The 23,976-nt window shown below is 71.7% G+C and carries 21 protein-coding genes, 1 tRNA gene and 1 pseudogene; 9 read left to right on the top strand and 14 right to left on the bottom strand.

The genetic code is table 11. The features are described 5' to 3' along the window. Positions 1–55: 55 nt before the first annotated feature. Complete coding sequence (locus tag N8I84_RS22540) at positions 56–892, bottom strand: helix-turn-helix domain-containing protein (RefSeq protein ID WP_263234857.1); 837 nt, start codon at positions 890–892, stop codon at positions 56–58. A 343-nt stretch (positions 893–1,235) separates the two neighbouring features. Between N8I84_RS22540 and N8I84_RS22535 the strand changes: the two genes are divergently transcribed. Then, a complete protein-coding gene (locus N8I84_RS22535; protein ID WP_263231200.1) occupies positions 1,236–1,724 on the top strand; it encodes an ATP-binding protein in 489 nt (162 codons plus the stop codon). Positions 1,725–1,909: 185 nt separating this feature from the next. On the opposite strand, the gene N8I84_RS22530 is transcribed toward N8I84_RS22535, so the two are convergent. The 4 genes from N8I84_RS22530 to N8I84_RS22515 form a co-directional block, all read right to left on the bottom strand. Beyond that, positions 1,910–2,167 carry a DUF397 domain-containing protein gene (locus N8I84_RS22530; protein WP_200422377.1) on the bottom strand — a complete coding sequence of 86 codons (258 nt, stop codon included), beginning with the start codon at positions 2,165–2,167 and terminating at the stop codon, positions 1,910–1,912. 172 nt (positions 2,168–2,339) lie between these two features. Then, positions 2,340–2,798: an SRPBCC family protein gene (locus N8I84_RS22525; protein WP_263231199.1), complete on the bottom strand. Its 459-nt coding sequence runs from the start codon at positions 2,796–2,798 to the stop codon at positions 2,340–2,342. Continuing rightward, positions 2,795–3,154, bottom strand: a complete 360-nt coding sequence (locus tag N8I84_RS22520) for an ArsR/SmtB family transcription factor (protein WP_263231197.1) — start codon at positions 3,152–3,154, stop codon at positions 2,795–2,797. The genes N8I84_RS22525 and N8I84_RS22520 overlap by 4 nt, the downstream gene beginning before the upstream one ends. 10 nt (positions 3,155–3,164) lie before the next feature. After that, positions 3,165–3,536 carry a VOC family protein gene (locus tag N8I84_RS22515; protein ID WP_263231196.1) on the bottom strand — a complete coding sequence of 124 codons (372 nt, stop codon included), beginning with the start codon at positions 3,534–3,536 and terminating at the stop codon, positions 3,165–3,167. A 132-nt stretch (positions 3,537–3,668) separates the two neighbouring features. Between N8I84_RS22515 and N8I84_RS22510 the strand changes: the two genes are divergently transcribed. After that, complete coding sequence (locus tag N8I84_RS22510; RefSeq protein WP_263231195.1) at positions 3,669–4,184, top strand: hypothetical protein; 516 nt, start codon at positions 3,669–3,671, stop codon at positions 4,182–4,184. A 207-nt stretch (positions 4,185–4,391) separates the two neighbouring features. Further along, a complete protein-coding gene (locus N8I84_RS22505) occupies positions 4,392–4,961 on the top strand; it encodes a DUF4232 domain-containing protein (protein WP_263231194.1) in 570 nt (189 codons plus the stop codon). A 9-nt stretch (positions 4,962–4,970) separates the two neighbouring features. On the opposite strand, the gene N8I84_RS22500 is transcribed toward N8I84_RS22505, so the two are convergent. Then, positions 4,971–6,107 (bottom strand): DUF2786 domain-containing protein, encoded by a 1,137-nt coding sequence (locus tag N8I84_RS22500; RefSeq protein WP_263231193.1) that lies wholly within the window; start codon positions 6,105–6,107, stop codon positions 4,971–4,973. 83 nt (positions 6,108–6,190) lie between these two features. Here N8I84_RS22500 and N8I84_RS22495 point away from each other — a divergent pair, with 83 nt between their 5' ends. Together N8I84_RS22495 and N8I84_RS22490 are read left to right on the top strand one after the other, a co-directional pair. Continuing rightward, positions 6,191–6,934 (top strand): Clp protease N-terminal domain-containing protein, encoded by a 744-nt coding sequence (locus N8I84_RS22495; RefSeq protein WP_263231192.1) that lies wholly within the window; start codon positions 6,191–6,193, stop codon positions 6,932–6,934. Between the two features lie 56 nt (positions 6,935–6,990). Then, a complete protein-coding gene (locus N8I84_RS22490) occupies positions 6,991–8,727 on the top strand; it encodes a bifunctional 3'-5' exonuclease/DNA polymerase (protein WP_263231191.1) in 1,737 nt (578 codons plus the stop codon). Positions 8,728–8,770: 43 nt separating this feature from the next. Here the strand turns inward: N8I84_RS22490 and N8I84_RS22485 are convergent, their stop codons facing one another. Further along, entirely contained in the window at positions 8,771–11,755 is a 2,985-nt protein-coding gene (locus N8I84_RS22485) for an AfsR/SARP family transcriptional regulator (RefSeq protein WP_263234856.1), read from the bottom strand. 618 nt (positions 11,756–12,373) lie between these two features. After that, positions 12,374–13,285, bottom strand: a complete 912-nt coding sequence (locus N8I84_RS22480) for a glycosyltransferase family 2 protein (RefSeq protein ID WP_263231190.1) — start codon at positions 13,283–13,285, stop codon at positions 12,374–12,376. A gap of 282 nt (positions 13,286–13,567) precedes the next feature. On the opposite strand from N8I84_RS22480, the gene N8I84_RS22475 reads away from it, so the two are divergent. Together N8I84_RS22475 and N8I84_RS22470 are read left to right on the top strand one after the other, a co-directional pair. Further along, the gene (locus N8I84_RS22475; RefSeq protein WP_263231189.1) at positions 13,568–14,404 is read left to right on the top strand and encodes an RNA methyltransferase; all 837 of its coding nucleotides are present in this window, start codon (positions 13,568–13,570) and stop codon (positions 14,402–14,404) included. Between the two features lie 298 nt (positions 14,405–14,702). Continuing rightward, positions 14,703–16,547: a trypsin-like serine protease gene (locus tag N8I84_RS22470; protein ID WP_263231188.1), complete on the top strand. Its 1,845-nt coding sequence runs from the start codon at positions 14,703–14,705 to the stop codon at positions 16,545–16,547. 210 nt (positions 16,548–16,757) lie between these two features. On the opposite strand, the gene N8I84_RS22465 is transcribed toward N8I84_RS22470, so the two are convergent. Beyond that, on the bottom strand, positions 16,758–17,393 hold the full coding sequence (locus N8I84_RS22465) for a class I SAM-dependent methyltransferase (RefSeq protein ID WP_263231187.1): 636 nt from the start codon (positions 17,391–17,393) through the stop codon (positions 16,758–16,760). Between the two features lie 61 nt (positions 17,394–17,454). Next, entirely contained in the window at positions 17,455–17,841 is a 387-nt protein-coding gene (locus N8I84_RS22460) for a hypothetical protein (RefSeq protein ID WP_313884274.1), read from the bottom strand. A 223-nt stretch (positions 17,842–18,064) separates the two neighbouring features. On the opposite strand from N8I84_RS22460, the gene N8I84_RS22455 reads away from it, so the two are divergent. Then, complete coding sequence (locus N8I84_RS22455; RefSeq protein WP_263231185.1) at positions 18,065–19,315, top strand: sensor histidine kinase; 1,251 nt, start codon at positions 18,065–18,067, stop codon at positions 19,313–19,315. Further along, complete coding sequence (locus N8I84_RS22450; RefSeq protein ID WP_263231184.1) at positions 19,303–19,947, top strand: response regulator transcription factor; 645 nt, start codon at positions 19,303–19,305, stop codon at positions 19,945–19,947. The genes N8I84_RS22455 and N8I84_RS22450 overlap by 13 nt, the downstream gene beginning before the upstream one ends. A 183-nt stretch (positions 19,948–20,130) precedes the next feature. Here the strand turns inward: N8I84_RS22450 and N8I84_RS22445 are convergent, their stop codons facing one another. The 4 genes and pseudogenes from N8I84_RS22445 to N8I84_RS22430 all read right to left on the bottom strand — a co-directional run bounded on the left by N8I84_RS22445 (position 20,131) and on the right by N8I84_RS22430 (position 23,878). Further along, positions 20,131–20,493, bottom strand: a complete 363-nt coding sequence (locus N8I84_RS22445) for a hypothetical protein (RefSeq protein WP_263235068.1) — start codon at positions 20,491–20,493, stop codon at positions 20,131–20,133. A gap of 343 nt (positions 20,494–20,836) precedes the next feature. Further along, a pseudogene (locus N8I84_RS43170) lies at positions 20,837–21,796 on the bottom strand (glycine-rich protein); the annotation flags it as partial. 277 nt (positions 21,797–22,073) lie between these two features. Further along, a tRNA-Thr gene (locus N8I84_RS22435) sits at positions 22,074–22,150 on the bottom strand. Between the two features lie 108 nt (positions 22,151–22,258). After that, the gene (locus N8I84_RS22430) at positions 22,259–23,878 is read right to left on the bottom strand and encodes an alpha/beta hydrolase (protein ID WP_390898933.1); all 1,620 of its coding nucleotides are present in this window, start codon (positions 23,876–23,878) and stop codon (positions 22,259–22,261) included. Between the last annotated feature and the right edge of the window lie 98 nt (positions 23,879–23,976).

Below are 23,976 nucleotides of genomic sequence, written 5' to 3'. Positions count from 1 at the left end.
GTACTTGTGGCTGCCGGGAGTTGGAGGGCTCCTGGGGATACTCCCGGTAGGGCTTTCAGGAAAGCTGGAGCAGTCCCCGCAGCAGATCGCGGCTTTCGTCCGGGCCGGGGCTGTCCTGCTGCAGCTCCTTCATCGCGGCCTCGTACTGGGTCACGTCCTCGCGTTTGTCCAGGTAGAGCGCGCTGGTGAGCTGTTCCATGTACACCACGTCGGACAGGTCGGACTCGGAGAAGCTGAGAATGGTGAAGGAGCCGCTCTCACCCGAGTGCCCGCCGAAGCTGAACGGCATGACCTGCAGCCGTACGTTGGGGCGCTCGGAGATGTCGATCAGATGCTGAAGCTGGCCGCGCATCACCTGCCGGTCGCCGTAGGGGCGGCGCAGGGCCGCCTCGTCGAGGACGACGTGGAACTGCGGGGCGTTCTCCGACACGAGGTACTTCTGCCGCTCCAGGCGCAGCGCCACCCGGCGGTCGATGTCCTCGGTGCTCGCGCCCTTCATCCCCCGGGAGACCACCGCGTGCGCGTACGCCTCGGTCTGCAGCAGGCCGTGCACGAACTGGACCTCGTAGGACCGGATCAGATGCGCCGCACCCTCGAGGCCGACGTACGTAGGGAACCAGTTGGGCAGCACGTCCGAGTAACTGTGCCACCACCCCGCGACGTTGGCCTCCTTCGCGAGGGAGAGCAGGGACGTGCGTTCGACCTCGTCGGTGATCCCGTACAACGTCAACAGGTCCTCGACATCCCGCGTCTTGAAGCTCACCCGTCCCAACTCCATGCGGCTGATCTTCGACTCGGAGGCGCGGATCGAGTAGCCGGCCTGCTCCCTGGTGATGCCGCGTGCCTCCCGCAGGCGCCTGAGGTGGGATCCCAGCAGAATGCGCCGCACCACCGAACCGCTCGAGTCCCCAGCGCTCACTTCGTCAGCCTCCCCAACGTCCTTCAGATCGCGCAGTCTGCCACTAAACCACTCCGAGCTGTACTCGTGCGGTTACAGAAATGGAAAGAAGACAAAGATGAGGCGCAGGGGGAGAGGAGAGAGGGCAAGCAAGAGGGAAGAAAGTGACTGAAGAAATAAGGGGAAAGCCGTACAGGAGCGGCCAATTCCGGCGCGTGCACGTGCATCTGCCCTTGCATCTGCTTGGCTCATCCGAAACCATGGTTGCGCGCCACCGCTGCATCGCCACGACCGCGAACACCCGGGAGTGCCTCGCATGGGGACGAATGGATCGACCATGCTCGAGCCCTTACGGCAGGGACTTCCGCCGCTCGATCCCGCGGCCGTGTCCAGCGCCGCCTCCTGCGCCCTGCCCGCCCGCCTCGAAGCGGTGCGCGAGGCACGGCGGTTCACCAGGGCCACGCTCGGACAATGGGATGTGGGCGAGCGTTTCGACGACGTCTGCCTGGTGGTCTCCGAACTCGTGACCAACGCCCTGCGCCATGCCCTGCCGGCCTCCGCCGTGCGTGCGGGCGAGCAGGACCCGCCGGTACGACTGCACCTGATGCGCTGGACCACGCGCCTGGTGTGCGCCGTGCGCGACCCCAGCCATGACAGTCCGGTCGCCGGCGACTCGGAGGACTTCTCGGCCGAGTCGGGCCGCGGGCTGTTCCTCGTCGAGTCGTTCGCCGACAGCTGGGGCTGGCACCCGCTGGCGGGCACACTGAGCGGCAAGGTGGTCTGGGCGCTGTTCCGGCTGTCACCGGCACAGGTGTGCCCTGAGTGATGTCCCGCGGCGCTTTCGGATGCCCGGGTTCTACGCGTGTTGCACGCCTGCGGCGCAGCAAGTCGCCGCAGGCGTCGGCTTGCTGCGTACGCGCGTGCTTCGACGCACCACTGAACCGGCCCTGTCGCGACGGGAGACGTCGACCGCTCCCGTGATCCACCCGGGGTGCACGCCGGTCCGGCGTGTCACGCGATCAGATGGTCGAACTCGCCGTCCTTGATGCCCAGCAGCATCGCCTGGATCTCCGCGCGGGTGTAGACCAGCGCGGGCCCGTCGGGGAAGCGCGAGTTGCGCACCGCCACCTCTCCCCCGGGCAGCCGGGCGAACTCGACGCATGACCCCTGGGAGTTGCTGTGCCGGCTCTTCTGCCAGGCCACTCCCTCCAGCTCCGTCGCAGCCATGCCGTTGTACACGTCGTCCACGTCGCACACGTCGTGGTCCACAGGTCGCTCCCCGGGTGGTGCAGTGGCTGGTATGGCCATTGATACAGCGGTCAACTGCCCCGGATCATAACCCCGTTCACGTGCAGATGCAGGAGCAGATGCACGTGCACGCGGGGTGGTCCTGCGGTTACAGCTTTTACAGTTCCTTGACTACGCCACGACTGTGCTCTGGTTACAGTCGGTCAAGCGTCTGCCCCAGAGCTCGCATCACATGCGAGCTCCAGCCCCCGTGCATGATCTTCCGCGCCATCATCTGTGCCGGGTCGTCCGGGTCGAACCCTTCGTGCACTAGGAAGAGACGCGTTCCACGGCCTTCCTGTTCCAATGTCCATGTGATGGTCCAGTCCGCGGGGTTGGCGGGATCGGCGTCGGCCCAGCGGACGCGCAGCATCCGTTCGGGCTCGTAGGCGAGAACCCGCACCTCGACGGTGCCGGAGAAGCGCGCATTGGGCCGCGGCACCGAGGTCATCGTGTAGCGGTGACCGACCTCGAGCCGGAAGTTCTCGCTGCCGGGCATCTGCCACTGGGCGAGCAGGGCGGGCTCGGTGAGCGCACGCCAGACCTTGGCGGGCGGGTGCGGCAGGAACTGCTCGACACGGACGGTGGTGAGATCGTCGTCTGCGGTGTTCATGGCTGGTCATCGTCGGGCATGCGGTCGAGCAGATCGCCGAGGTCCTTCAGCGCCTCGCGCCAGAACCGCTCGTACGGATGGAGCCAGTCCTGCACCTCGGCGAGCGGCGCGGCCTGAAGGCGGTAGATGCGCTGCCGGCCGGAGCGATGCTCGGCGACGAGACCGGCCTCGCGCAGCACCTTCAGGTGCTCCGACAGACTCGGGCGGCGCATGGCGAAGTGGTCGGCCAGGTCCTGGACGGGCTGCGGCCCCTTCTCCCGCAGCAGGCGCAGCACCTCGCGGCGCGTGCCGTTGGCGAGCGCGGCGAAGACGCGGTCCTCGGCGGCGGTGCCCGCCCCGGCCCCGGGGGTGGTCATGGCGGTCTTCCTATCCGTGAGCCTCCGTCAGCAGCATCAGACCGTTGCCGTCCGGGTCCCGGAAGGACGCCATCCGGCCCCAGGGGAGGTCGTCCGGGCCCTGCACGGAGACACCCGCCTCGGCCAGACGGGCGCAGTCGGCGTGGACATCGGTCGTGACCAACATGATCCCCCGGGCACTGCCGGGCTCGAAATCGCCCATTCCCGGCCCGGAGAGCGTGAAGACGGTCTGGGCGCCCTCGGGGGCGACCTGGAGCCAGCGCCCCTGGGGCACGTCCAGGTCCGCGGTGACCTGGAACCCGAGGACCTCGGTGTAGAAGCGCAGAGCGCGGTCCTGGTCGGTGACGGGGAGGGTGACGAAGGAAGCGTGCGTGATGGTCATGGACGCACATTAGGTAGGAGATCTCCTACTCGTCAAACGTAGGAGATCTCCTACCTATGGGGCGTCGCCGATGTCCTGGTAGCTTGCCAGCGGCCGTCCCCATGACGTCATCGGCACCCCTGGGAGACTTCAGTGACCACGGCGACCCAAGTCACGCGTCGGCAGGCCCGCGTCACACTCGCGGCCGCGGGCTGTGCGGCCGCGCTCTTGCTGACGGGCTGCACCAGCGACTCCGGCGCCTCGGGCGACGCCGCGTCGGCCACGCCCGGCGCGTCCTCGTCCTCGGCCTCCACGGACAACGGCGGGGACTCCACGTCCCAGTCGGGGAAGGCCGGGAAGCTGGAGGGGAGCTGGCTGGCCACGACCGGCGGCAAGGCCGTGGCCCTGGTGATCAACGGCAGGCAGGCCGGGCTCTTCGCGATGGGCGGGACCGTGTGCAGCGGCACCGCGGGCGAGGAGGCGGGCATGCAGATGATCCACCTCAAGTGCACCGGCGGCAGCAAGAGCCGCAGCACCGGCATGGTCGACTCCGTCAACTCCAGCAGCATGAAGGTGACGTGGGAGGGCGGCATCGGCACGGAGACGTACACCAAGGCCGAGGGCGGCAAGCTCCCGAGCGGGTTCCCGACGGGGAGCCTGGGGTCGTGACGCGCGCCCCGGCCGGCGGTTGGAGCCGCTTCCGCCCGATCCCCGGCCCCGCACGCACGACCTCCATCGGCCCGCAGCCGGCTCGCTCAGCCCGCGTACGGGAGGCATGAGCAAGGCATACGGGACGAATGGCGGCAAGCACCTCCGACGGCGGCCGCGGTAAGCGGAGGGCGCGCAACGGCAGCCCGCACGCCTACGTGATGATCCATGAGCACCATCACGAACCAGAGGAGCCCGATGCGCGCCCTTCCCGTCCGTCTCGCCGTCACCGCCTTCGTGGCGGCCCTGGCACTGACCGCCTGTGACAGCAGCAGCAACAGCGGCAGCGCCGAAAAGAGCGGCGACAGCGGCAAGAGCAAGAACACCGCCGAGTGCACCCTCGGCATCAAGGTCGGCCCCGCCAACGCCGCCACCACCGCCGGCGACACCGGCAACGTTCCGGTCACCCTCACCAACGACGGCAGCCGTCCGTGCGCCTTCGACGGCTTCCCGGGCATCGAGCTGACCGGCGGCGACACCGGCTGGAAGGTGCCCGACCAGGAGGGCGCGAACCCGGAGAAGGTGACGCTGCAGAAGGGCGACACCGCGACCTTCACGATCACGTATGTGCGCGGGAAGGCCGACGGCGCCGACAGCGCCACGGCGAAGAACGTGAAGATCACCGTTCCGGGCGCCGGTGACGCGCACAGCTATCCGTGGTCGTACGGCGAGGTCGCGCTGAAGGGCGGGAAGACCCCCGACGCCTCGGTGAGCCCGATCCAGGTCGCGGGCGACTGACGCGACCGTTCAGGGGAGCCGGGGCCGCCCCGTGACCTGGGCACGGTCGGCGGCCGCGGCCCCCTGCTCCCATCCGGCCGCGTCACTGACGCCGCGCAGCCGGGTGGTGACCGTGTCGGGGAACATCTCTTCCATGCGGTCCGTGACGGCGACGTCCCGGGCGGCGAGCACCGGCAGCAACTCGCCCTCCCCGCCGGTCACCTGTCCCTCGGCCTCCTCGGCGGCGGCGCGGAGCCGGTCGCCGATGCGGTGCGCGTACGCGGCCAGGAACGACTGCCGGAACGTCTTCGTGCGCTTCCGGCCGCCCTTGCGCTGCGCCGCCTCCGCCTTCGTCATCGCTGCGGTGGCCTGCACCAGCAGCGAGGTGTAGAGGAGTTCGACGGCTTCGAGGTCGGGTTCGAATCCGACGACCGTGGAGAACCCGAGCGCGTCGTGCCACACGGCCCGACAGCGGTTCGCGGCGGCCACGGCGTCCAGGAGCACCGCCTTGGCCGTCTCGTACGGCGGATCGACGCCTATGCGGCAGGCGCCGGGCGCATCCCCGGCGTGCGTACGGGCCGCGAGCAGCGCCTCGTCGATGCTGTGCCGCGCCATCAGCTCCTGTGCCTTGGCGCTGAGCGCCTCCGCCTCCTCCGGGTATCCGGTCGCCTCCGCCTTCGCGAGCAGGGCGCGGATACGGGTGAGCATGCGGGACTCCGGCTGCCGCAGGGCGGCGGAGGGCCGAGGCTCGTCGAGGGGTTCGAGGGCGGGCAGGCGGAGCAGCAGGCGGTACAGCTCCAGGACTGCGGTGGCGTGGGAGAAACGGTCGGGGCCGCGCTGAGGCTCATCGTCGAGTTCGTCGAGTTCCTTCAACTGGGCGGCCCAGCGCGGCGTGGGGGCGGGCCGCTGCCCCGCCTCGCCGAGGATCAGCTGGGACACGAGCCGTACGTGCACCTCGTCCAGTTCGCGGCGCACGAGGCGCACGACGTCGGCGGGCTGCCAGCCGCGCCGCCAGGCCGCCGCGACGAACTCCTGCCCGCGCCGGGCGAGTTCCCCGTCGGCCGCGGAGTCGGCGGCGAGCAGCGAGGCACCGGTGTCGAGGCCGGCGTCGGTGTCGTCGTAGAGGGCTGCCCGCAGGGCGCGGTCCACGGTGGTCGGCGTACTCACACGGTCGATCGTGACATGCGCGGGCGCCCGTCGATTGTCAACTTCGGGTTGACACTCCCCGACTGTCAACTTACGGTTGACACATGACGGTGAATCCCTACATCTCAGCGAACCTGCGTCTCGACGACCTCATCGACGCCATCAAGAAGGTCCACACCGACGCCCTGGAGCAGCTCCAGGACGCCGTGATCGCCGGGGAGCACCTCGGGGACGTGGCCGACCACCTGATCGGCCACTTCGTGGACCAGGCCCGGCGTTCGGGCGCCTCCTGGACCGAGATCGGCAAGAGCATGGGCGTCACCCGGCAGGCGGCCCAGAAGCGCTTCGTGCCCAAGGAGTCCGCGGACCTCGACCCCAGTCAGGGCTTCAGCCGCTACACCCCGCGCGCGCGGAACGTGGTCATGGCCGCGCACAACGCGGCGAAGGAAGCCGGCAACGCCGAAACCGTCCCCGCCCACCTGGTGCTGGGGCTCCTCAGCGAGCCGGAGGCGCTCGCCGCCAAGGCGATCACCGCGCAGGGCGTCTCCCTGGACGCGGTGCGCGAGGCGGCCGCCGCGGCACTCCCGGCCCCCGCCGAGGACGTCCCGGAACTCGTCCCCTACGCCCCCGCCGCGAAGAAGGCCCTGGAGCTGACGTTCCGCGAGGCCCTTCGCCTCGGCCACAACTACATCGGCACCGAGCACATCCTCCTCGCGCTGCTCGAGCTGGAGAACGGCGAGGGCCCGCTCAGCGGTCTCGGCATCGACAAGCCGGCGGCCGAGGAGAACGTCAGGAAGGAGCTGACCGAGATCACCGACGCCCTCAAGGCCCGTGAGAAGAAGGACTGAGAGCGCCTTTCCGCAGGTCAACCCCCATTGTCAGACCCCCCTGCCACACTCGCAACATGACCGGGCGCTGGGCTCTCGCTCCGGCCGGGGACGGTGGCGTGGAAGTCGCCGCCCTCGGCCCGGACGGGATGCTCGCCGGGCCCGTGGTCAGGGAGGAGGACCTCGCCGGGGCCGTGCGCACGCGGCCCGAGGTCACCCGGTGGGTGTGGCGGTCCACCGCCGACGTCCAGCCACGTCTGCTCGCCACGGGGGTGCGAGTCGACCGGTGCTACGACGTCGAGGCCGCCGAGGCCCTCCTCCTCGGCCACGAGGGACGCCTCGGCGAGCCCCGGTCGGCCGCCGCCGCGCTGGCCCGGCTGCGCGGCGGCCCCGTACCGCCCGATCCGCCGCCGCGCTCCGCCGAGCCCGGCTCGCAGTCCTCCCTGTTCGAGCCGAGCCCCGTCCACGTCCCCCTCAAGGACCTGGTCGAGGTCTACGCCGACCAGCAACGGCGGCACGGCACCACCACGCACCCGGACCGCATGCGGCTGCTCACCGCCGCCGAGTCGGCCGGCATGCTGGTGGCCGCCGAGATGCACCACGCCGGCCTGCCGTGGAGCGCGGACGTCCACCGCGAGGTGCTGCACGAGCTGCTCGGCGAGCGGTACGCGGGCGGGGGCGAGCCCCGGCGCCTCGCCGAGCTGGCCGACGAGGTGTCCGCCGCCTTCGGCCGCCGTGTCCGTCCCGACCTGCCCGCGGACGTCGTCAAGGCGTTCGCCCAGGCCGGGATCAAGGTGCGCTCCACCCGCCGCTGGGAGATCCAGTCCGTCGACCACCCCGCGGTGAAGCCGCTCCTCGAGTACAAGCGGCTGTACCGCATCTGGGTCGCCCACGGCTGGTCCTGGCTCCAGGACTGGGTGCGCGACGGCCGCTTCCGCCCCGAGTACCTGCCGGGCGGCACGGTCACCGGCCGCTGGGTCACCAACGGCGGGGGCGCCCTGCAGATCCCCAAGGTCATCCGGCGCGCCGTGGTCGCCGACCCGGGCTGGCGGCTGGTCGTGGCCGACGCCGCCCAGATGGAGCCGCGCGTCCTGGCCGCGATCTCCCGCGACCCGGCGTTCATGGAGGTCGCAGGTCGCGACGACGACCTCTACCAGTCGGTGTCGGACCGGGCGTTCTCCGGCGACCGCGCCCAGGCCAAGCTCGCCGTGCTCGGCGCGATCTACGGCCAGACGTCCGGCGACGGCCTGAAGAACCTCGCCGCGCTGCGCCGCCGCTTCCCGAAGGCCGTCGCCTACGTCGACGACGCGGCCCGCGCCGGTGAGGAGGGCCGGCTGGTGCGCACCTGGCTGGGGCGTACGTCGCCGCCGGCGGCCGGGGCGTCCGACGACGCTGCGGAGGAAGCGGGCATTCCGCAGGAGGACACGGCACCGGCCCCGACCGACGAACCCCAGCAGTGGATGCCGGGCTACGCCTCATCCATCCCCCGAGCTCTCGACTCCGCTCGAGCAGGGAGGTACCCCCACCGCGCCCGGGGCCGCTTCGCACGCAACTTCGTGGTGCAGGGCAGTGCCGCCGACTGGGCTCTGCTGATGCTCGCCGCGCTCCGCCGCGCCTGCGCGGGCCTCGCCGCCGAGCTGGTCTTCTTCCAGCACGACGAGGTGATCGTGCACTGCCCGGCGAAGGAGGCGGAGACGGTGGCCGCGGCCATCCAGGAGGCGTCGGACCTGGCGATGCGGCTGACGTTCGGCGAGACACCGGTACGGATCCCGTTCACGACGGCGGTGGTCGAGTGCTACGCGGACGCCAAGTGAGGCGGCGCGAAGCGAGGCGCCGAGTGGCGGCGCCCGTCCGGTCTCACCCCTCCGCCAGCAGTTCCCTCAGCTCCCCCGCCACCGGACTGTCCGTGCCCTCCAGGGCCGAAAGGGCCGCCTCCCACTGCCGGCGGGCGTCCTCGGCGTCGCCCTCAGCCCGGCGCAGCAGGCCCCGCTGGTGGCGGGCGAGCCCCTCGGTGTAGCGGTCACCGCGCCGGGCGGCGCGGCACAGCAGCACATCGCACTCGTGCGCGGCCCGCCCGGCGTCCCCCCGTTCGCGCAGCGCCCGCACCAGGCCCAGCCGGGTCTGGGACTCGCCCTGCCAGTGGCCGTGCCCGCCGAGGATGCGCAGGCTCTCCTCGAAGTGGGGCACCGCGGCGTCCGGTTCGCCGAGCGCGAGATGGGCGAAGCCGATGTTGCAGTGCGCGGAGTGACGGACGATCACATCGCCGATCCGCTCGCCGATCTCCAGGCTGCGGCGGTGGTGGCCGATGGCGCCCCGCGGGTCCGTGTGCTCGTACAGGTTGCCGAGGTTGCTGTAGGTGATGGCCTCCTGCATCGGGTCGTTGAGCACACGTGCGTACTCCAGGCACTGCCTGAGCGCCTCACCGGACTCCTCGTACCGCCCGAGGACCCCCAGCAGCAGTCCCCGGTTGTTCAGGCCACGGCACAGGCAGGAGAGATCGCCGAGCCGCCGCCAGATCTCCAGCGCCTCGTCCAGCAGGGCGAGCGCGTCGTTGCCCCGGCCCTTCAGGAACTGCACCCCGGCCATGTCCAGCAGCGCGTACGCCTCCGCCGGCGCGTCCCCGAGGCCCCGCGCCCCACGCAGGGCGGCGCGTACGAGCGCCTCCGACTCGGCGACGCGGCCGCGGCGCTGGAGCGGGGAGGCGATCATGCGGACGAGCAGGGGCACACGGGCGGAGGTGTCCGCGTGACGTTCCACGAGCGCGACGATGTTCTCCAGTTCGAGGACGATCCAGTCGGCGGCGGCCTCGGCGGAGCCGAAGGCGGGCACGGACGCCACGTCCGCAGTGTGCGTCCGGGGCTGTGAGGGGGTCGCCCGGCGCCGGTCCGTGCGCTCGGTGCCCGGCTCGACCAGCGCGTCGAGGGCGCGCGTGGCCATCGCGGCGTACCAGCGCAGGGCGATCTCGGTGCCGGAGCGCTCCGGCTCGACGCCCTGTTCGCGCGCCACCGTCTCATGGGCGAAGTCCCGGACGAGGTCGTGCGGCGCGTAGCGGCCGTAGGCGGTCTCCTCCAGCAGGGCGACGTCGACCAGGCGGTCGAGGGCGGCCTCGGCGCGGCGTTCGTCCGTGCCGAGGAGGCGGGCGAGGAGGGACGCGCCGTAGCCGGGCAGGTCCAGGGCGCCGATCCGGGCGAGGGCCCGTGCCGCGTCCCGGTCGGCCTCGCGGTCGGAGGCGCGCAGCGCGTCGTGCGCGACGGCGAGCGACCGGCGCACGCTCAGGTCGTCGTACTCCAGATGGTGCAGCCGCCCTTCGGTGGCGGCGAGTTGACCGGCCAGCATGTCAGGGGTGAGGGCGCGACGGGCGGCGAGCCGCGCCGCCACGATGCGCAGGGCGAGCGGGAGCCGGCCGGCGAGTTCGACGAGCGGGTGCCCGGCGTGCAGCCCGTCCCGGCCGGAGACCGCGCGCAGCAGGGCCGCGCTGTCCTCGTCGCTGAGCGGGGCGAGCGGGACCCGGTGCACGCCGTCGAGCGCGGTGAGCGGGGAACGGCTGGTCACGATCACCGCGCAGCCCGGGCCGCCGGGCAGCAGCGGACGCACCTGTGCTGCGTGCGCCGCGTCGTCCAGCACCATCAGGGTGCGGGTCGGGGCGAGCAGCGAGCGGAGCAACGAGGCGGCGGCGTCGGGGTGTTCGGGGATGCGGTGCGACTCGGCGCCGAGGTCGCGCAGCAGGGCGGCGAGCGCCTGCTCGGGGCCGAGCGGGGTCATACCGGGGGTGGCGCCGTGCAGATTGACGTAGAGCTGACCGTCGGGGAAACGTTCCCGCAGTCCATGCGCCACATGCAGGGCGAGCGCGCTCTTGCCGACCCCGGCCATACCGCTGACCACGGCGACGCCGGGCGCGTCGCGTTCGGCGGCGAGGAAGCGCAGCAGGTCTTCGCGGACGGCTTCGCGGCCGGTGAAGTGTGCGGGGGCAGGCGGGAGTTGGGCGGGCCTGGGTGCTTTCGCACGGTCGGGGCCCGGGTCGTGGTCGGCGTACGGGTCGTCCGCCCGCGGACCGTCCTCTCCCGTCCCCTCGCCGCTCCCGGCCTGCCCCTCCCGGAGGATCTCCAGATGCGCCTCGCGCACCGCAGCGCCGGGCTCGACGCCGAGTTCCTCGATGAGACGCGCCCGCAGGTCGCGGTGGACGGCCAGGGCCTCCGCCGGGCGGCCGGTGCGGTGCAGGGCCAGCATCAGCAGCCGGTGGAACCCCTCCCGCAGCGGATGCTCGGCGACCAGCGCGGCCAGCTCCGGCACGAGGCTCCCGAACCGCGCCCCGCCGAGCTGCAGTTCCGCGTCGTACCGCCACTCCAGGACGAGCAGCCGCGCCTCCTGGAGCCGCTGCACCAGCGCATGCGCCCCCGTCTCGTGAGGCAGCCCGCTGAGCGGGGTGCCGCGCCACAGCGCGAGCGCGGCGGACGCCTCGCGCAGGGCGCCCTCCCAGTCCCGGGCGGCGTGCGCGGCGCGGGCCGCGATCAGGTGCTCCTCGAAGACGCGAACGTCCAGCTCGCCCTCGTCGACGCGCAGCAGATAGCCGGGCGACACGGCGCGCAGCCGCTCCGGGCCGTCGTCGCCGAGCAGGCGGCGCAGCCGGGTTACATGGTTCTGCAGAGACGCCTGCGCGGACATCGGCGGCGCACCGCCCCACAGCGCGTCCTTCAGGGCCTCGACCGAGACGACCCGGCCGGGCTCCAGCAGCAGCGCGACCAGCAGGGCGCGCACCTTGCCACTGCCGATCGTGCGCACCTCGCCGTCGGCGCCGTACACGACGGGCGGACCCAGCAGTCCGAACCGCAGCCCGTCCCGCATCGCCGCCCCGTCGCCCTTCTTCCCCCTGGCTCGCGGCTTCGCTCGAGCAGAGGGGACCCCGATGGCACGCTCGCCGTGCCTCGCCTCATCGTGCGGCACGACCCCCGCGTAACGCCTGATCGCGCGGCCCGACCGCCGCGTCCCGCCGTCGGATCGCGTCGACGGACGGCGCGTTTCCGTCGGACCGGGCCACAACTTCTCGTGGACCGGGCCAGCTCACGGCTTCCTTGCCAGCCGTTGGCCCCATGTTAGCGATCTGTTGGCGTGGCCTGATGTGATCCTTTCATCGGATCTGGCCCGACGGCGCGCGCGTTCACGCGTAGCTCGGGGGAGTGTCGCCGCCGTGGCCGGATCCGGGATCGCACGAGGACCCGGTCGGTGGAGGTGAACGACCGGGTCCTTCGTCGTCTCCGCGAGCGCGGGAGCCGCCTCCATGGAGTGCGCCTGCCCACCACCGCGCGGGCTACTCCTCAGGCGCCCCGCAACCGGGGCGTCCCGCCCGACCGGGGCTCCTGGGCCATCCGGTGGTCTCGGCTCGTTCGGGGGTTCTGGGTCATCCGGGGTTCCGGGTCATCCGGGTTCCGAGTCATCCGGGGGTCCCGGATCGTCCCGGAACTCTCAGATGACCGGCGGCCGGCCGAGCCTGGTGAGCCGCCACACCGTGCGCCAGCGCATGGGCCGCCGTGCGCCGCCGGAGGTCCGCAGCCCCTCCACGAACCCGCCGAACCAGGCCTTCAGCCCGCCGACCGACCGGGTGCGCAGGAGGGTGACGGCGATCCACACCCCGAGGTGGACCGGGATGAGGGGAAGCGGCAGCCGCCGCCGTACGAGCCAGACGCGGTTGCGGGCCGTGACGCGGTAGTAGACGGCGTGCCGGGCGGGCGAGGTCTTCGGGTGCTGGAGCAGCAGCTCCGGCGCGTACAGGATGGTCCACCCGGCGTCGGCGGCCCGCCAGGCCAGGTCGGTCTCCTCGTGCGCGAAGAAGAACTCCGCGGGCCAGTCGCCGGTCTCGGCGAGCATGGCCATGGACAGCGCGTGCCCGCCGCCGAGGAAGCCGGTCACCTCCCCGCCGCGCATCGGGTCGGCGGCCCCGACCCGGGGCACGTGCCGCTGCTGGGTCTCGCCGTGCTCGTCGGCGATGCGGAAACCGACGATGCCGAGCCGGGGGTCGGCGGCGTACAGGTCCCGTACGCGGCGCAGCACGTCGGCGTCCACGAGCAGCCCGTCGTCGTCGAGTTCCACCACGACGTCGACGTCCCCGAACTCCCGCAGCCGGGCGAGGGCCACGTTGCGGCCGCCGGGGCAGCCGAGGTTCTCGTCGGTCTCGATGCAGGTGACCTCGCCGGGGAGGTCCAGGCGCTCGGCGAACTCGGGCAGCGGGCAGCCGTTGCCGATGATCACGATGCGGGAGGGGGCGAGGTCCTGCTTGGCGACGGACCTGAGGAGCGCGTCGACCTCGGCGGGCCGGTTGCCCATGGTCACGACGGCGACGGCGATCCTGGGCCCCTGCTCCTGCTGCGGCTGCGACACCACACCCACCCCGTTCCCACCGACGACTGACCACGCGATGCTAGCCGTTCACCAAGAGGACTCCCGATGTCCGCCGGTTCTCCCCGCACCGGACGACTTTCCGGGGCGTACCGGGCGGGATGGGGCGCGCGGGCACGCGACGCCCCTCCCCCGGCCCGCATGTACGCTGGCCGCAACCGCGCGGCAGCGCAGCGCACCACAGCAGCACGAGCGAGCACACGAGAAACACGAGAAAGGGGACGGAGGATCGGAGCCCGCCGCGGACCGTGACTCCCACCGCCCATGCCGTCCAACCCCCGGGCCGGGTCGCCCAAGGAGATCTCCAGCCCGAGCAACCCCCACGTCAAGGAGCTCGCCGCCCTCCGCCGTCGGCGCAGCAGGCAGGCCGCCGGAGTGACCCTCGTGGAGGGGTACGAGGAACTGGACCTCGCACTGCGGGCCGGTGTGCGCCCCCGTGAGCTGTACTTCTGCCCCGCGCTGACCGGCGGGGCCGACCCGCGGAACGTGGTGGCCCGTGCGGCCGAGCGCGGCGCCGCCCTGTACAGCCTCAGCAGGCAGGCGTTCGACAAGGCGGCGTACCGCGAGGGCCCGGACGGCTGGCTCGCCGTCGTCCCGGACATCGAGACCGACCTCTCCCGCATCCGGGTCGACGACCGGTCCCTCTTCCTGATCTGCGAGAGCGTCGAGAAGCCCGGCAACCTGGGCTCGATGCTGCGCACCGCGGACGCGGCCGGAGTGACCGCGGTCATCTCCGCCAACCCGGTGACCGACTGGGGCAACCCCAACGTGATCCGGGCCAGCAAGGGCACGGTGTTCGCCGTCCCGATCGCCTCGGCCGACTCCGAACAGGTCATGCGCTGGCTGTCCGACCACGAGGTGAACGTCGTCGCCACCACCCCCGACACCGACGTCCTCATGGCGGACGTCGACATGACCGGGCCCACGGCGATCCTCGTCGGCAGCGAGAAGTACGGCCTGTCGGACCGGTGGCTGCGGGGCAGCCACACCAAGGCCAAGATCCCGATGTTCGGCCAGGTGGACTCGCTCAACGTCGGGGTGTCGGCGGCGCTGTTCACCTACGAGGCCGTACGGCAGCGGATGGCGTCGGGCCGACACTGACGCGGGACGGCGGACGTCCCGTAGATGAAGGGGAGCTCCCCCCGGCCTAGCCCGTGATCGCCGCCCTCCGGTACACCTGTGCGCCCATCCCACTGACGGCGATGGGCCACCGGTGGCAACTCGACTTCGCTGCACGAGCGTTCGCGATCCGCTCCCTCACATGAGAGGCATGCGGTGTCTCCGGCGCAAACTTTAAACATCTGTGGCCTGTGAGACTGGTGAAGATCAGCGAGTCGGAAGTAGTATCAGCCGCTTGTCTTCAAGCATCCCCAGCATCTTCACTCATCGGGAGACCTGAGTGTCCTCTGCCCACAGAGGCGGGAATCACCGCCGCCGGGGCCGGATAGCCGTACGCGCCGCTGCCGCCACCCTGTTCCTCGGTGGCGCCGGTGCGTTCCTCATGGCGCCTGCCAACGCGGCGCCCCTGCCGACGGACATCGGCGTCCAGGGCCACGACAGCGTCGGCAAGTCGCAGCTCAACGCCCGCGTGCACGGCGCGCTCACCGCGCCGGCCGCCAACACCCCCGCCAGCCTGCGCCCCGCCGCGAGCGCTGGTACGCAGTCCGGCACCACCACCACCAGCCCGCAGCCGCAGCCGTCGGCCACCGGCACCGCCAGCCCGCAGATCATCGGCGGTACGACCACCAGCATCTCCACGGCCCCGTGGATGGTGCAGTTGTGGTACTACGACGACAAGGGCACCAGCGACACCAGTGACGACGTCGGCTTCTTCTGCGGTGGCACCGTCGTGTCGCCCACGAAGATCCTCACCGCCGCGCACTGCGTCTCGGGCTATGACTGGCACAACAACGGCGCCATCATCTACGGCACCGACCAGTTGCCGACCACGGACTCGTCGACCAACACCACCGACTTCCACGGTGGAACGGTGACGGGCGTCTGGCGGCAGTGGAACGATCCTTCGTTCCAGATCACCTCGAGCGGCACCGCCGTCAACGACGTCGCCGTGCTGACGCTGCCCGACCCGATCAGCGCCAAGCCGCTGCCCATCACCACCTCCGACGACACCGCGTCGTACAAGGCGGGCACCCAGGCGCAGATCTACGGCTGGGGGCGCACCAGCTCCACCAGCCAGGACATCTCGCAGACCCTGCGCAAGGCCACCGTGCCGGTGAACGGCGACTCGACCTGCTCGAGTTTCTACGGCAGCGACTTCGTCGCGGGTGCCATGACGTGCGTCGGCGATCCGGCCAGCGGCTCCGACACCGGCACCGTCGCCACCTGCAACGGCGACTCCGGCGGCCCTCTGGTCGTGAACGGACGCGTCGTCGGCGTCGTGTCGTGGGGCGTGCAGGACTGTGTGGCCCAGGGCTCGTACAGCGTCTTCACCAAGCTGAGCACCTACGTCGGGGCGACCGAACCGCGCATCGACGACACCGACCTGAGCGGTGACGGTCGCGCGGACATGTTCGCGATCGCCTCCAACGGCCAGGGCTACGAGTACGACTCCCGCGGCAAGTCCTTCGGGTCGCGGATCTCGCTCGGCGACTGGAGCGGGGTCAACCTGGTGCGCCAGGCCGACCTCGACCGCGACGGCTACGCCGACCTGCTGGTGCGCACCACCGACGGCACCCTGTACTGGCAGCACCTCAACCTGTCCACCGGCGACACCGACGTCACCAAGCTCGGGACCGGCTGGAACAGCATGAAGGTCATGCTCGTACCCGGCGACGTCACCGGTGACGGCCAGCAGGACCTGCTGACCGTCGACTCCAGCGGCAACTTCTGGCGCTACCCGGGCACCGGCCACGGCAACTTCGGCTCGCGTGTCAAGCTCGGCTACGGCTGGGGCCAGTACGGCAGCAACGTCTTCGGCAAGGGCGACTTCACCGGCGACGGCAAGCTCGACCTGCTCGCCCAGGACTCCTCCGGGAACCTGTGGCTGTACAAGGGCACCGGCAACCCGTCGGCCCCGCTGGCGGCCCGCGTGAAGATCGGCTGGGGCTTCCACTACAACGCGTACGTGATGAACGGGGACATGACCGGCAACGGTCACTCCGACCTGATCGCCCGCGACAGCAGCGGCAACCTGTGGCTGTACGAAGGCACGGGCGACGTCTCGCACCCGCTGGCCTCCCGCATCAAGATCGGATACGGCTACGGCGGCTACCGCCTGAGCTGACCGGCACCGGCGGGAGATCGATCCCGCACCCGGACACCGGGTGAGAACGGGCCCGCGTGCGTCCTGACCAGGGCGCACGCGGGCCCGTTCGCGTCGATGGGCGACCGTTGCGGTGGATGGGCGACCGTTGCGGTGGGAACGAGCCTTCAGGGCGGGCCGGTTCGTCCGGCGGACCGGCCCGCCTCCCCCGTGGTCGGCCGGACGGCGGGGTCAGGCCGCCGCTGAGCAGGGGTGGAAACGGGCCAGGTAGGCGAAGGTGGATCCGTGGCGGCCGGCCAGGTGGAGGCCGGACCCGTCGGCGAGGCGGTGCAACGTGCCGAACGGGATCCAGTGGCGGTCGAAGAACTCACCGACCACGATTCGGCCGCCGGGGGCCAGCACCCGGACCGCCTCGGCCAGCACCCGCTCCGGCTCCGGTATCTCGCCCAGTGCGGTCACCAGGTACAGGGCGTCGAACGTCCCGTCGGCGAAGGGGAGTTCGCGGGCGTCGGCCCGGTTCGGCGTGATGTTGGTGATACCCCGCCGCTGCGCGCCACGCATCACGTGGTCGAGCATCTCCGGCTGGATGTCCAGGACGTCCAACCGTCCGTCCGACCCGAGTTGTGGTGCGACATGCAATGACTGCAGGCCGGTGCCGGGGCCGACCTCCAGCATCCGCTCCCCCGGCCGGGGCCTGAGTACGGAGTCCAGGTTGCTCGATGTCAGGCAGGGCAGCTGCAGGTCGAGCAGCCTGCGCTGGCTGTAGGGGTAAGGGGCCTGGTCGCCGAACCACCAGGCGCCCGCGGCGACGGCACCGGCGGCGAGTGCCCAGCGGACACCGGGCTTGGTCAGGACAGGGTGGGGCATGGGTCTTCTCCGATGCGGTGGTGGGCGGCAGCGGGAAACGAGGCCGGGGGCCAGGAGGTGGTCAGGCCGTCGCGCGGACATGCCCTCGTACAGCCAGCACGGCGCACACCACCGCCAGCGGCAGCTCCGCGCCGAACGCCATCGCCACCGCCGAGAACCGGTCCGCGCCAGGCGCCGCCGTCATCGTGTCGAACCAGGCGTCGACCAGCAGCAGCGTCGCAGTGGCGGCGGCCGTGAGCGCGTGCAGATGGTGGCCGCGTACGGCCAGCACTCCCGTGGTGATCAGGCCCACTGCCTCCAAGGCGTCCAGGCCGATCCAGGCACTGCGCCAGTGCGCGGCGGTGGTGGTTCCGGGCAGGCCGTCGGCCAGCACGACCAGCCAGGGCAGCAGAGCCACCCCGCAGACGACCAGGACGTGCTCCGCACGGCACCGGCGGCGAGTCCGCATCCCGGCGGACCTTGGCCTACGGCCCTGACCCCGACGGACACTCAGCACGCTCATCGGCTCGGTCTCCTCGTGTTCCCCGCTTTCCTTCACGTCCTCAAGCCTTCAGCGCGCGGCGCTCACGGTCAGTAACGCGGGTGTCCGTTCCGTGGTGGCACTGGTTGCACCCCCAAGGCGGCCATTTACGTCATGGACCGCCCCTGACCTCGGCGCCTACCGTTGGCCCATGCCCATCACCGCCCGTCTGCGGGGTGTTGTCCTGCGGCCGTTCCAAGGAGCCGGACGACCGGTCGCGTTCATCGCCACGGGGGTCCTGATCCAGCTCGTCGTGCTGCTGGTCATGGCCCTGCCGTGGATGCTCTTCGTCCCGGTGTCGATGGCCGCCGTCCTCCTCGCGGTGCTCGTCCCGCTCGCCGCCGTCGTGCTCTCCGGCCCGCTGCTGACCGTGGCACAGCACGACCGCTTCCATGCCCGGCTGGGCGTGGACATCCCCTCCCCCTACAGCGGACGGCGGCCCCCGCTGCACAAGTGGCTACGGTCCCCGCAGGGCCGGCGGCAGCTCATGTACCACCTGCTGGACGGGCCGCTGCTGGCCCTCGCCTCGGCTTTCGTCCTTCTGACATGGGCCGCGGCCGTCACCGCCGCCTCCGTCTACGTGTGGCTCTGGCTGGTGCCACTGGACTGGCGCGTCGACCACCCCGGCTACACCACCTGGGCGGCCTACGTCACCGCTGCCGGAATCGCCCTCCTCTACGCGGCTTCCTGGCTTTCCGGAGCTCTGGCCCGGCTCGACACCCGGGCCGCCACCGTGCTGCTCGGCCCGAGCCGCGAGGAGCAACTGGCGCGCCGGGTCGAGGCCCTGGCCGAGAGCCGGGCGGGCCTGGTGGACGCGGCCGACGCCGAACGGCGGCGCATCGAACGGGACCTGCACGACGGAGCCCAGCAGCGGCTGGTCTCCCTCGCGGTCAACCTGGGGCTTGCCAAGGCCACGCTCGGGGACCTGCCCGAGAACGCCCGCCGGGTGATCGACGAGGCGCACCGGGAGGCGAAGGAGGCGATAGAGGAGTTGAGCAGTCTGGTGCGCGGGCTGCACCCGGCCGTTCTGGAGGACCGCGGCCTGGACGCCGCGCTCTCCGGGCTCGCCGCCCGGGCACCCATCCCGGTACGGGTGAAGGCCGACCTGCCGTCGCGGCCGTCGCCCACGATCGAGGCCGTCGCCTACTTCGTCGTCTCCGAAGCGCTGACGAACGTGGTGAAGCACGCGGAGGCCTCCGGGGCCGAGGTCACGCTGGAACGCTTCGGGCCGACCCTCCTGGTCGTCGTCAGCGACGACGGCGTGGGCGGCGCCGACCCCACCCGTGGCACCGGCCTCGCGGGGCTGGCCAAGCGGGTCGCTTCGGTGGATGGCACGCTGTCGGTGACCAGCCCCGTCGGGGGGCCGACCGTCTTGACCGTGGAGCTGCCGTGCGCGCCGTGATCGCCGAGGATTCCGTCCTGCTCCGGATCGGCGTGGTCAAGGTCCTGGAGATGGCCGGGTTCGAGGTGGCCGCCGAGGTCGGCGACGCGGAAACGCTGCTGGCGGCGGTGGACGAACACCGGCCGGACATCGCGGTGGTGGACGTCCGCATGCCTCCCGGTTTCACGGACGAGGGCGTGCGGGCCGCACTGGTGATCAGGCGACAGTGGCCGGACACGGCGGTCCTGCTGCTCTCGCAGTACGTGGAGGAGCGGTACGCGGCCGATCTGCTGGCCGCCAACACGACGGGGATCGGGTACCTGCTCAAACAGCGGGTCGCGGACGTCGAGGAGTTCGCCGACGCGCTGCGGCGGGTGGCCGCGGGCGGCACCGCACTGGACCCACAGGTGGTCTCCCAGCTGCTGGTGCGCCGCCACAGCGATCCGCTGGACCGCCTCACCCCGCGCGAGCGCGAGGTCCTGGAGCTGATGGCGGGCGGCCGGTCCAACGCCGGGATAGCCGGGCAGCTCGTGGTCAGCGAGAGCGCGGTGGCCAAACACATCAACAGCATCTTCGCCAAACTCGACCTGCCGAAGGCGGACGCGGACCACCGCCGGGTGCTGGCCGTGCTGCGCTTCCTGGGGGTGGCCTGACAGCGGGGCCGACGGGCGTACACGAGGAGCTGGAACACGATCCGGCGTCAGGTGAGACCACAGCCGGGACCCTCGCTGCCAGTTCTCGCAACGCGGCATCTGCTCGGCCGGCGCGGTGCAGGGGGAGCCGGTCCAGCCGTGATGAAGAGCGGAGCCTGCCGCCCGCGGCCGGGCTCCGACTGGCTAAGGGTGTCCCAGGGGCGACTGAGGCTTACGGACTCGGAGCCGTCGACCGGTGTCACCAGGGGGGCCGGCGAAGGGCACGAACGGTTTGCACTCGTGGCGCAGGATGCGTTCGGTGACCGAGCCGTGGCCGAGAGGGCAGCTCGCGACGTAGTTCTGGCCGTCGGCCGTCTGCAGGGTGATGAACAGCCGCCCGTCGGAGACAAACAGTGAGACGTTCGCGATCGGGGCCGACGGGTAGCCGGCGATGTTCGACAGCTTGATCCACCGCCCACCGCCACCGCGTGGGAGCTTTCGCTCCTGGATCCAGGCCGCGCCCTGGGAGTCGGTCTCCACCACGAGGGCGGTGGAGCCGACAGCCACCGAATCGAGGCTGAGCACCGGCCCGACGGGGCCGGTGGCGCCGGTCGGACCGGTTGCGCCGACAAGGCCGGTGCCACCGGTGGCGCCGGTCGGGCCTTGCACACCCGCAGCGCCGGTCGGGCCGGTGGCCCCCGTCGGACCCTGCACACCCACCGCGCCCGTCGGACCGGTGACACCGACGGCGCCTGTGGCGCCGGTCGGGCCGATCGGACCCGTGGGGCCGGTGGGGCCGGCTGGTGGGGCCAGTGGGGCCGAGGAGTGAGGTGTAGGTGATGGTGATACTCGCAACAGCGCTGGTCACCGCAGGGCCGGCGCCGCCGACCGGTACGAGGGAGGAACCACCGCCCCCACCACCCGCGTTCCCTACTGGGTCGACCGAGAAGTTGAGGTTCCCACCTCCGCCTCCGCCGTAGTAGCCGCCACCGCCTCCGCCACCCGTAGCCACGCCGCCGTTGCCGCCAGTCCCGAGCGTGCCAGGTCCACCTTGCGATGTACCGCCGGCCCCGCCTTGGGTGGCGGTCCCCGCCCCGCCGCCGGATCCTCCGCTGCACCCCCCGTTCACGCCCGACTGGCCGGCGTCCCCGCCCCGGCTTCCCGGGCACGTCGAGCTGAAGACCTCACCGGCTCCACCGCCGCCCGCGGCCACGATGAGGCGCGAGTCGGTGGTGGTGAGGAGGACGGTGCGGGGTTGGGTGCGGATGTCGGAGGCTCCGCCTCCTCCGCCGCCGAAGCTGGTGCTGCCGCCACCGTTGAAGCCGCGGTGCACAGCGAGCCCGGGTAGCAGGATCCGTCGTTGGTGGCGCTGCCGCCTACTTGGACATAGAGAGTCTGTCCGCTGGACAGTCCGGTAAGAGTGCCCAAGTCCTGGGCGCCGCGGCCGCCGGGCATGTTGGTGAGACCCTCCGGGCCGCCGACGGCGCCGATCGCCGTGACATCGACTTGCGTGACGCCGCTGGGGACGGTGAACGTCTGCTCGGCTCCGGTGAAGGCGAACGCACAGGTTGTGATGGAACCTGACGTCGTGCAACTGCCCTGCGCGTGAATGGTCCCGGACAGCACCAGAGGGGTGATACAGGCACCGCAGAGTACGCTGGCCGCAGCGATCACCGCACGTCGGCGGCGGCCCGCCGAACCGGCAGGGTGTCCGCTCACACCGGAGCCTGACTGACCGGCAGCAACTGCCAGTGAGAACGGCACGACTACTCCCAGAAGGCGGAAAGGCGCTTCCTCGGCAGGGGTTCAACTGCCGCCACTCTGAATCAGGCAGCCCGGCTGTCGACCGGCAACCGATCTGACACACCATTGATTCACCCCTGCGGCCCCCGCCGACTTGCCGGCGCCCTGAGTCCTTGATCCATCGGCAGTACTCCAGGGGCGCCAGGAGCCCCCGTAGGCGGTCCAGAGCGCGCCCCTGTACAGACAGTCCGGCCGTCTCTCCCCCCGCCTCAAGCCGCCGCCGCGGAGCTGTGACAGGAGCACACGTCGTACTCTCGCGGCCCGACGGCACGCTCCCTGCGCCGTCGCCGTATCCGCTGAACGCAAAAACCCCAGCTCAGACAGCGTCTGGGCTGGGGTTCGGATGGAGCCGCCTTCGGGATTCGAACCCGAGACCTACGCATTACGAGTGCGTTGCTCTGGCCATCTGAGCTAAGGCGGCGCGCTGCCCGCACTATGGTGCGATCAGCAACATCGGTAAGTCTACACAGTTTCCGAGGGTGCTCTGACCACCCCCCGGAGGCGGGACCTCCGGGGAGTGGCGCGGCGCCTACGAGCAGCGCTTTCCCTTCGCCGGTGGTGTGCCGCGGAGCAGATACGCGTCGATCGCCGAGTCCACGCACCTGCTGCCGCGACCGAATGCCGTGTGGCCGTCGCCGTCGTATGTGAGGAGCCTGCCGGAGGAGAGCTGGGAGGCGAGTGAGCGCGCCCAGCGGTAAGGGGTGGCCGGGTCCCGGGTCGTGCCCACCACCACGATGGGTGCCGCCCCCTTCGCCCGGATGCGGTGCGGCCGTCCGGTCGCGCGCACCGGCCAGTACGCGCAGCTCAGCGAGGCCCAGGCCAGTCCCCGCCCGAACACCGGGGAAGCCTTCTCGAACGCCGGGAGCGCCCTTTCCACGTCCTCCGGTCCCGAGAACGCGGGCGGCAGGTCGAGGCAGTTCACGGCCGCGTTCGCGGACATCAGGTTCGAGTACCTGCCGCCCGCGTCCCGCTCGTAGTAGCTGTCCGACAGCATGAGCAGCCCGGCGCCGTCGCGGTGCTTGATCGCCGAGGTCAGCGCCTGGCGCAGCCGCGGCCACGCCGCCTCGTCGTACATCGCGGCGATCACTCCGGTCGTCGCCAGTGCCTCCCCGAGCCTGCGGCCGTCCGCGTCGCCGGTCGGGATGGGTGACGCGTCGAGCTTCTTGAAGAACGCCTTCAGCTTGTCGCCGACCTTCGCCGGCGACGTGCCCGGGCCGCCCAGCGGGCAGTCCGATCGCCGGACGCAGTCCTTGGCGAAGGACTGGAACGCCGTTTCGAACCCCGCCGTCTGCTCCTCGTTGAGCCTGCGCGCGGACAGGGCCGGGTCCATCGCGCCGTCCAGCACCATCCGGCCCACCCGATCGGGGAACAGTCCCGCGTACGTCGCCCCGAGGAACGTCCCGTACGACGCTCCCACGTAGTTCAGTCTCCGGTCGCCGAGCACCCCGCGCAGGATGTCCATGTCCCGGGCCGCCTCGACGGTGGAGACATGGCGCAACAGGGCCGCCGAGTGCCGCCCGCAGCCCTCCGCGAACCGCTTGTAGGCATCCACCAGGCGGCGCGTCTCCGCCGGGCTGTCGGGGGTGATGTCGGTCTGCGCGTACGCGTCCATCCGGGGACCGTCGAGGCATTCGACCGGCTCGCTGTGGGCCACGCCGCGCGGGTCTACGGCGACCATGTCGTAGCGGGCGCGAACCTCGGCCGGGTAGCCGACGCCCGCGTACTGCTCCAGATAGCCGACCGCCGAACCGCCCGGGCCGCCCGGGTTCACGAGCAGAGACCCGAGGTGTCTGCCCTGGCCGGTGGCCCTCTTGCGGGCCACGGCGAGCCGTACGTCGCCCGCGCCGGGCTCGGCGTAGTCGCGCGGGGCCTTCATCGTGGCGCACTGGAAGCCGGGGACGCCGCAGGTGCGCCAGGTCAGCTTCTGGGTGTAGTACCGGGCCAGCGCCGACGGGGGCGACTGGGGCAGCGCGGCCAGGGCCGTCTGCGCGGTCGTCGAGCCGCCGGCGGAGCAGGCGGAGACGAGCAGCGCGGCGGCGGCGAGCAGCGTGCCGCCCGTCCGCATCGCGGACGGGGAACGACGGGAACCTCGAGGGCGGCGGAGGGGGTGCAGAAGGCGGGACGGTCCGGGAATGCGCCTGGTGTGCATCTCGTGAGCGTAACCGTGCGCGATGCATTGATGCCGCACGGTGACGCAGGCACCTCGTACGAGTGACATGGTCAACTACGCGGTCGACCGACCGCACC

Source organism: Streptomyces cynarae, assembly GCF_025642135.1.
Classification (GTDB): Bacteria; Actinomycetota; Actinomycetes; order Streptomycetales; family Streptomycetaceae; genus Streptomyces; species Streptomyces cynarae.
This window is presented reverse-complemented; position numbering and strand designations above follow the sequence as displayed.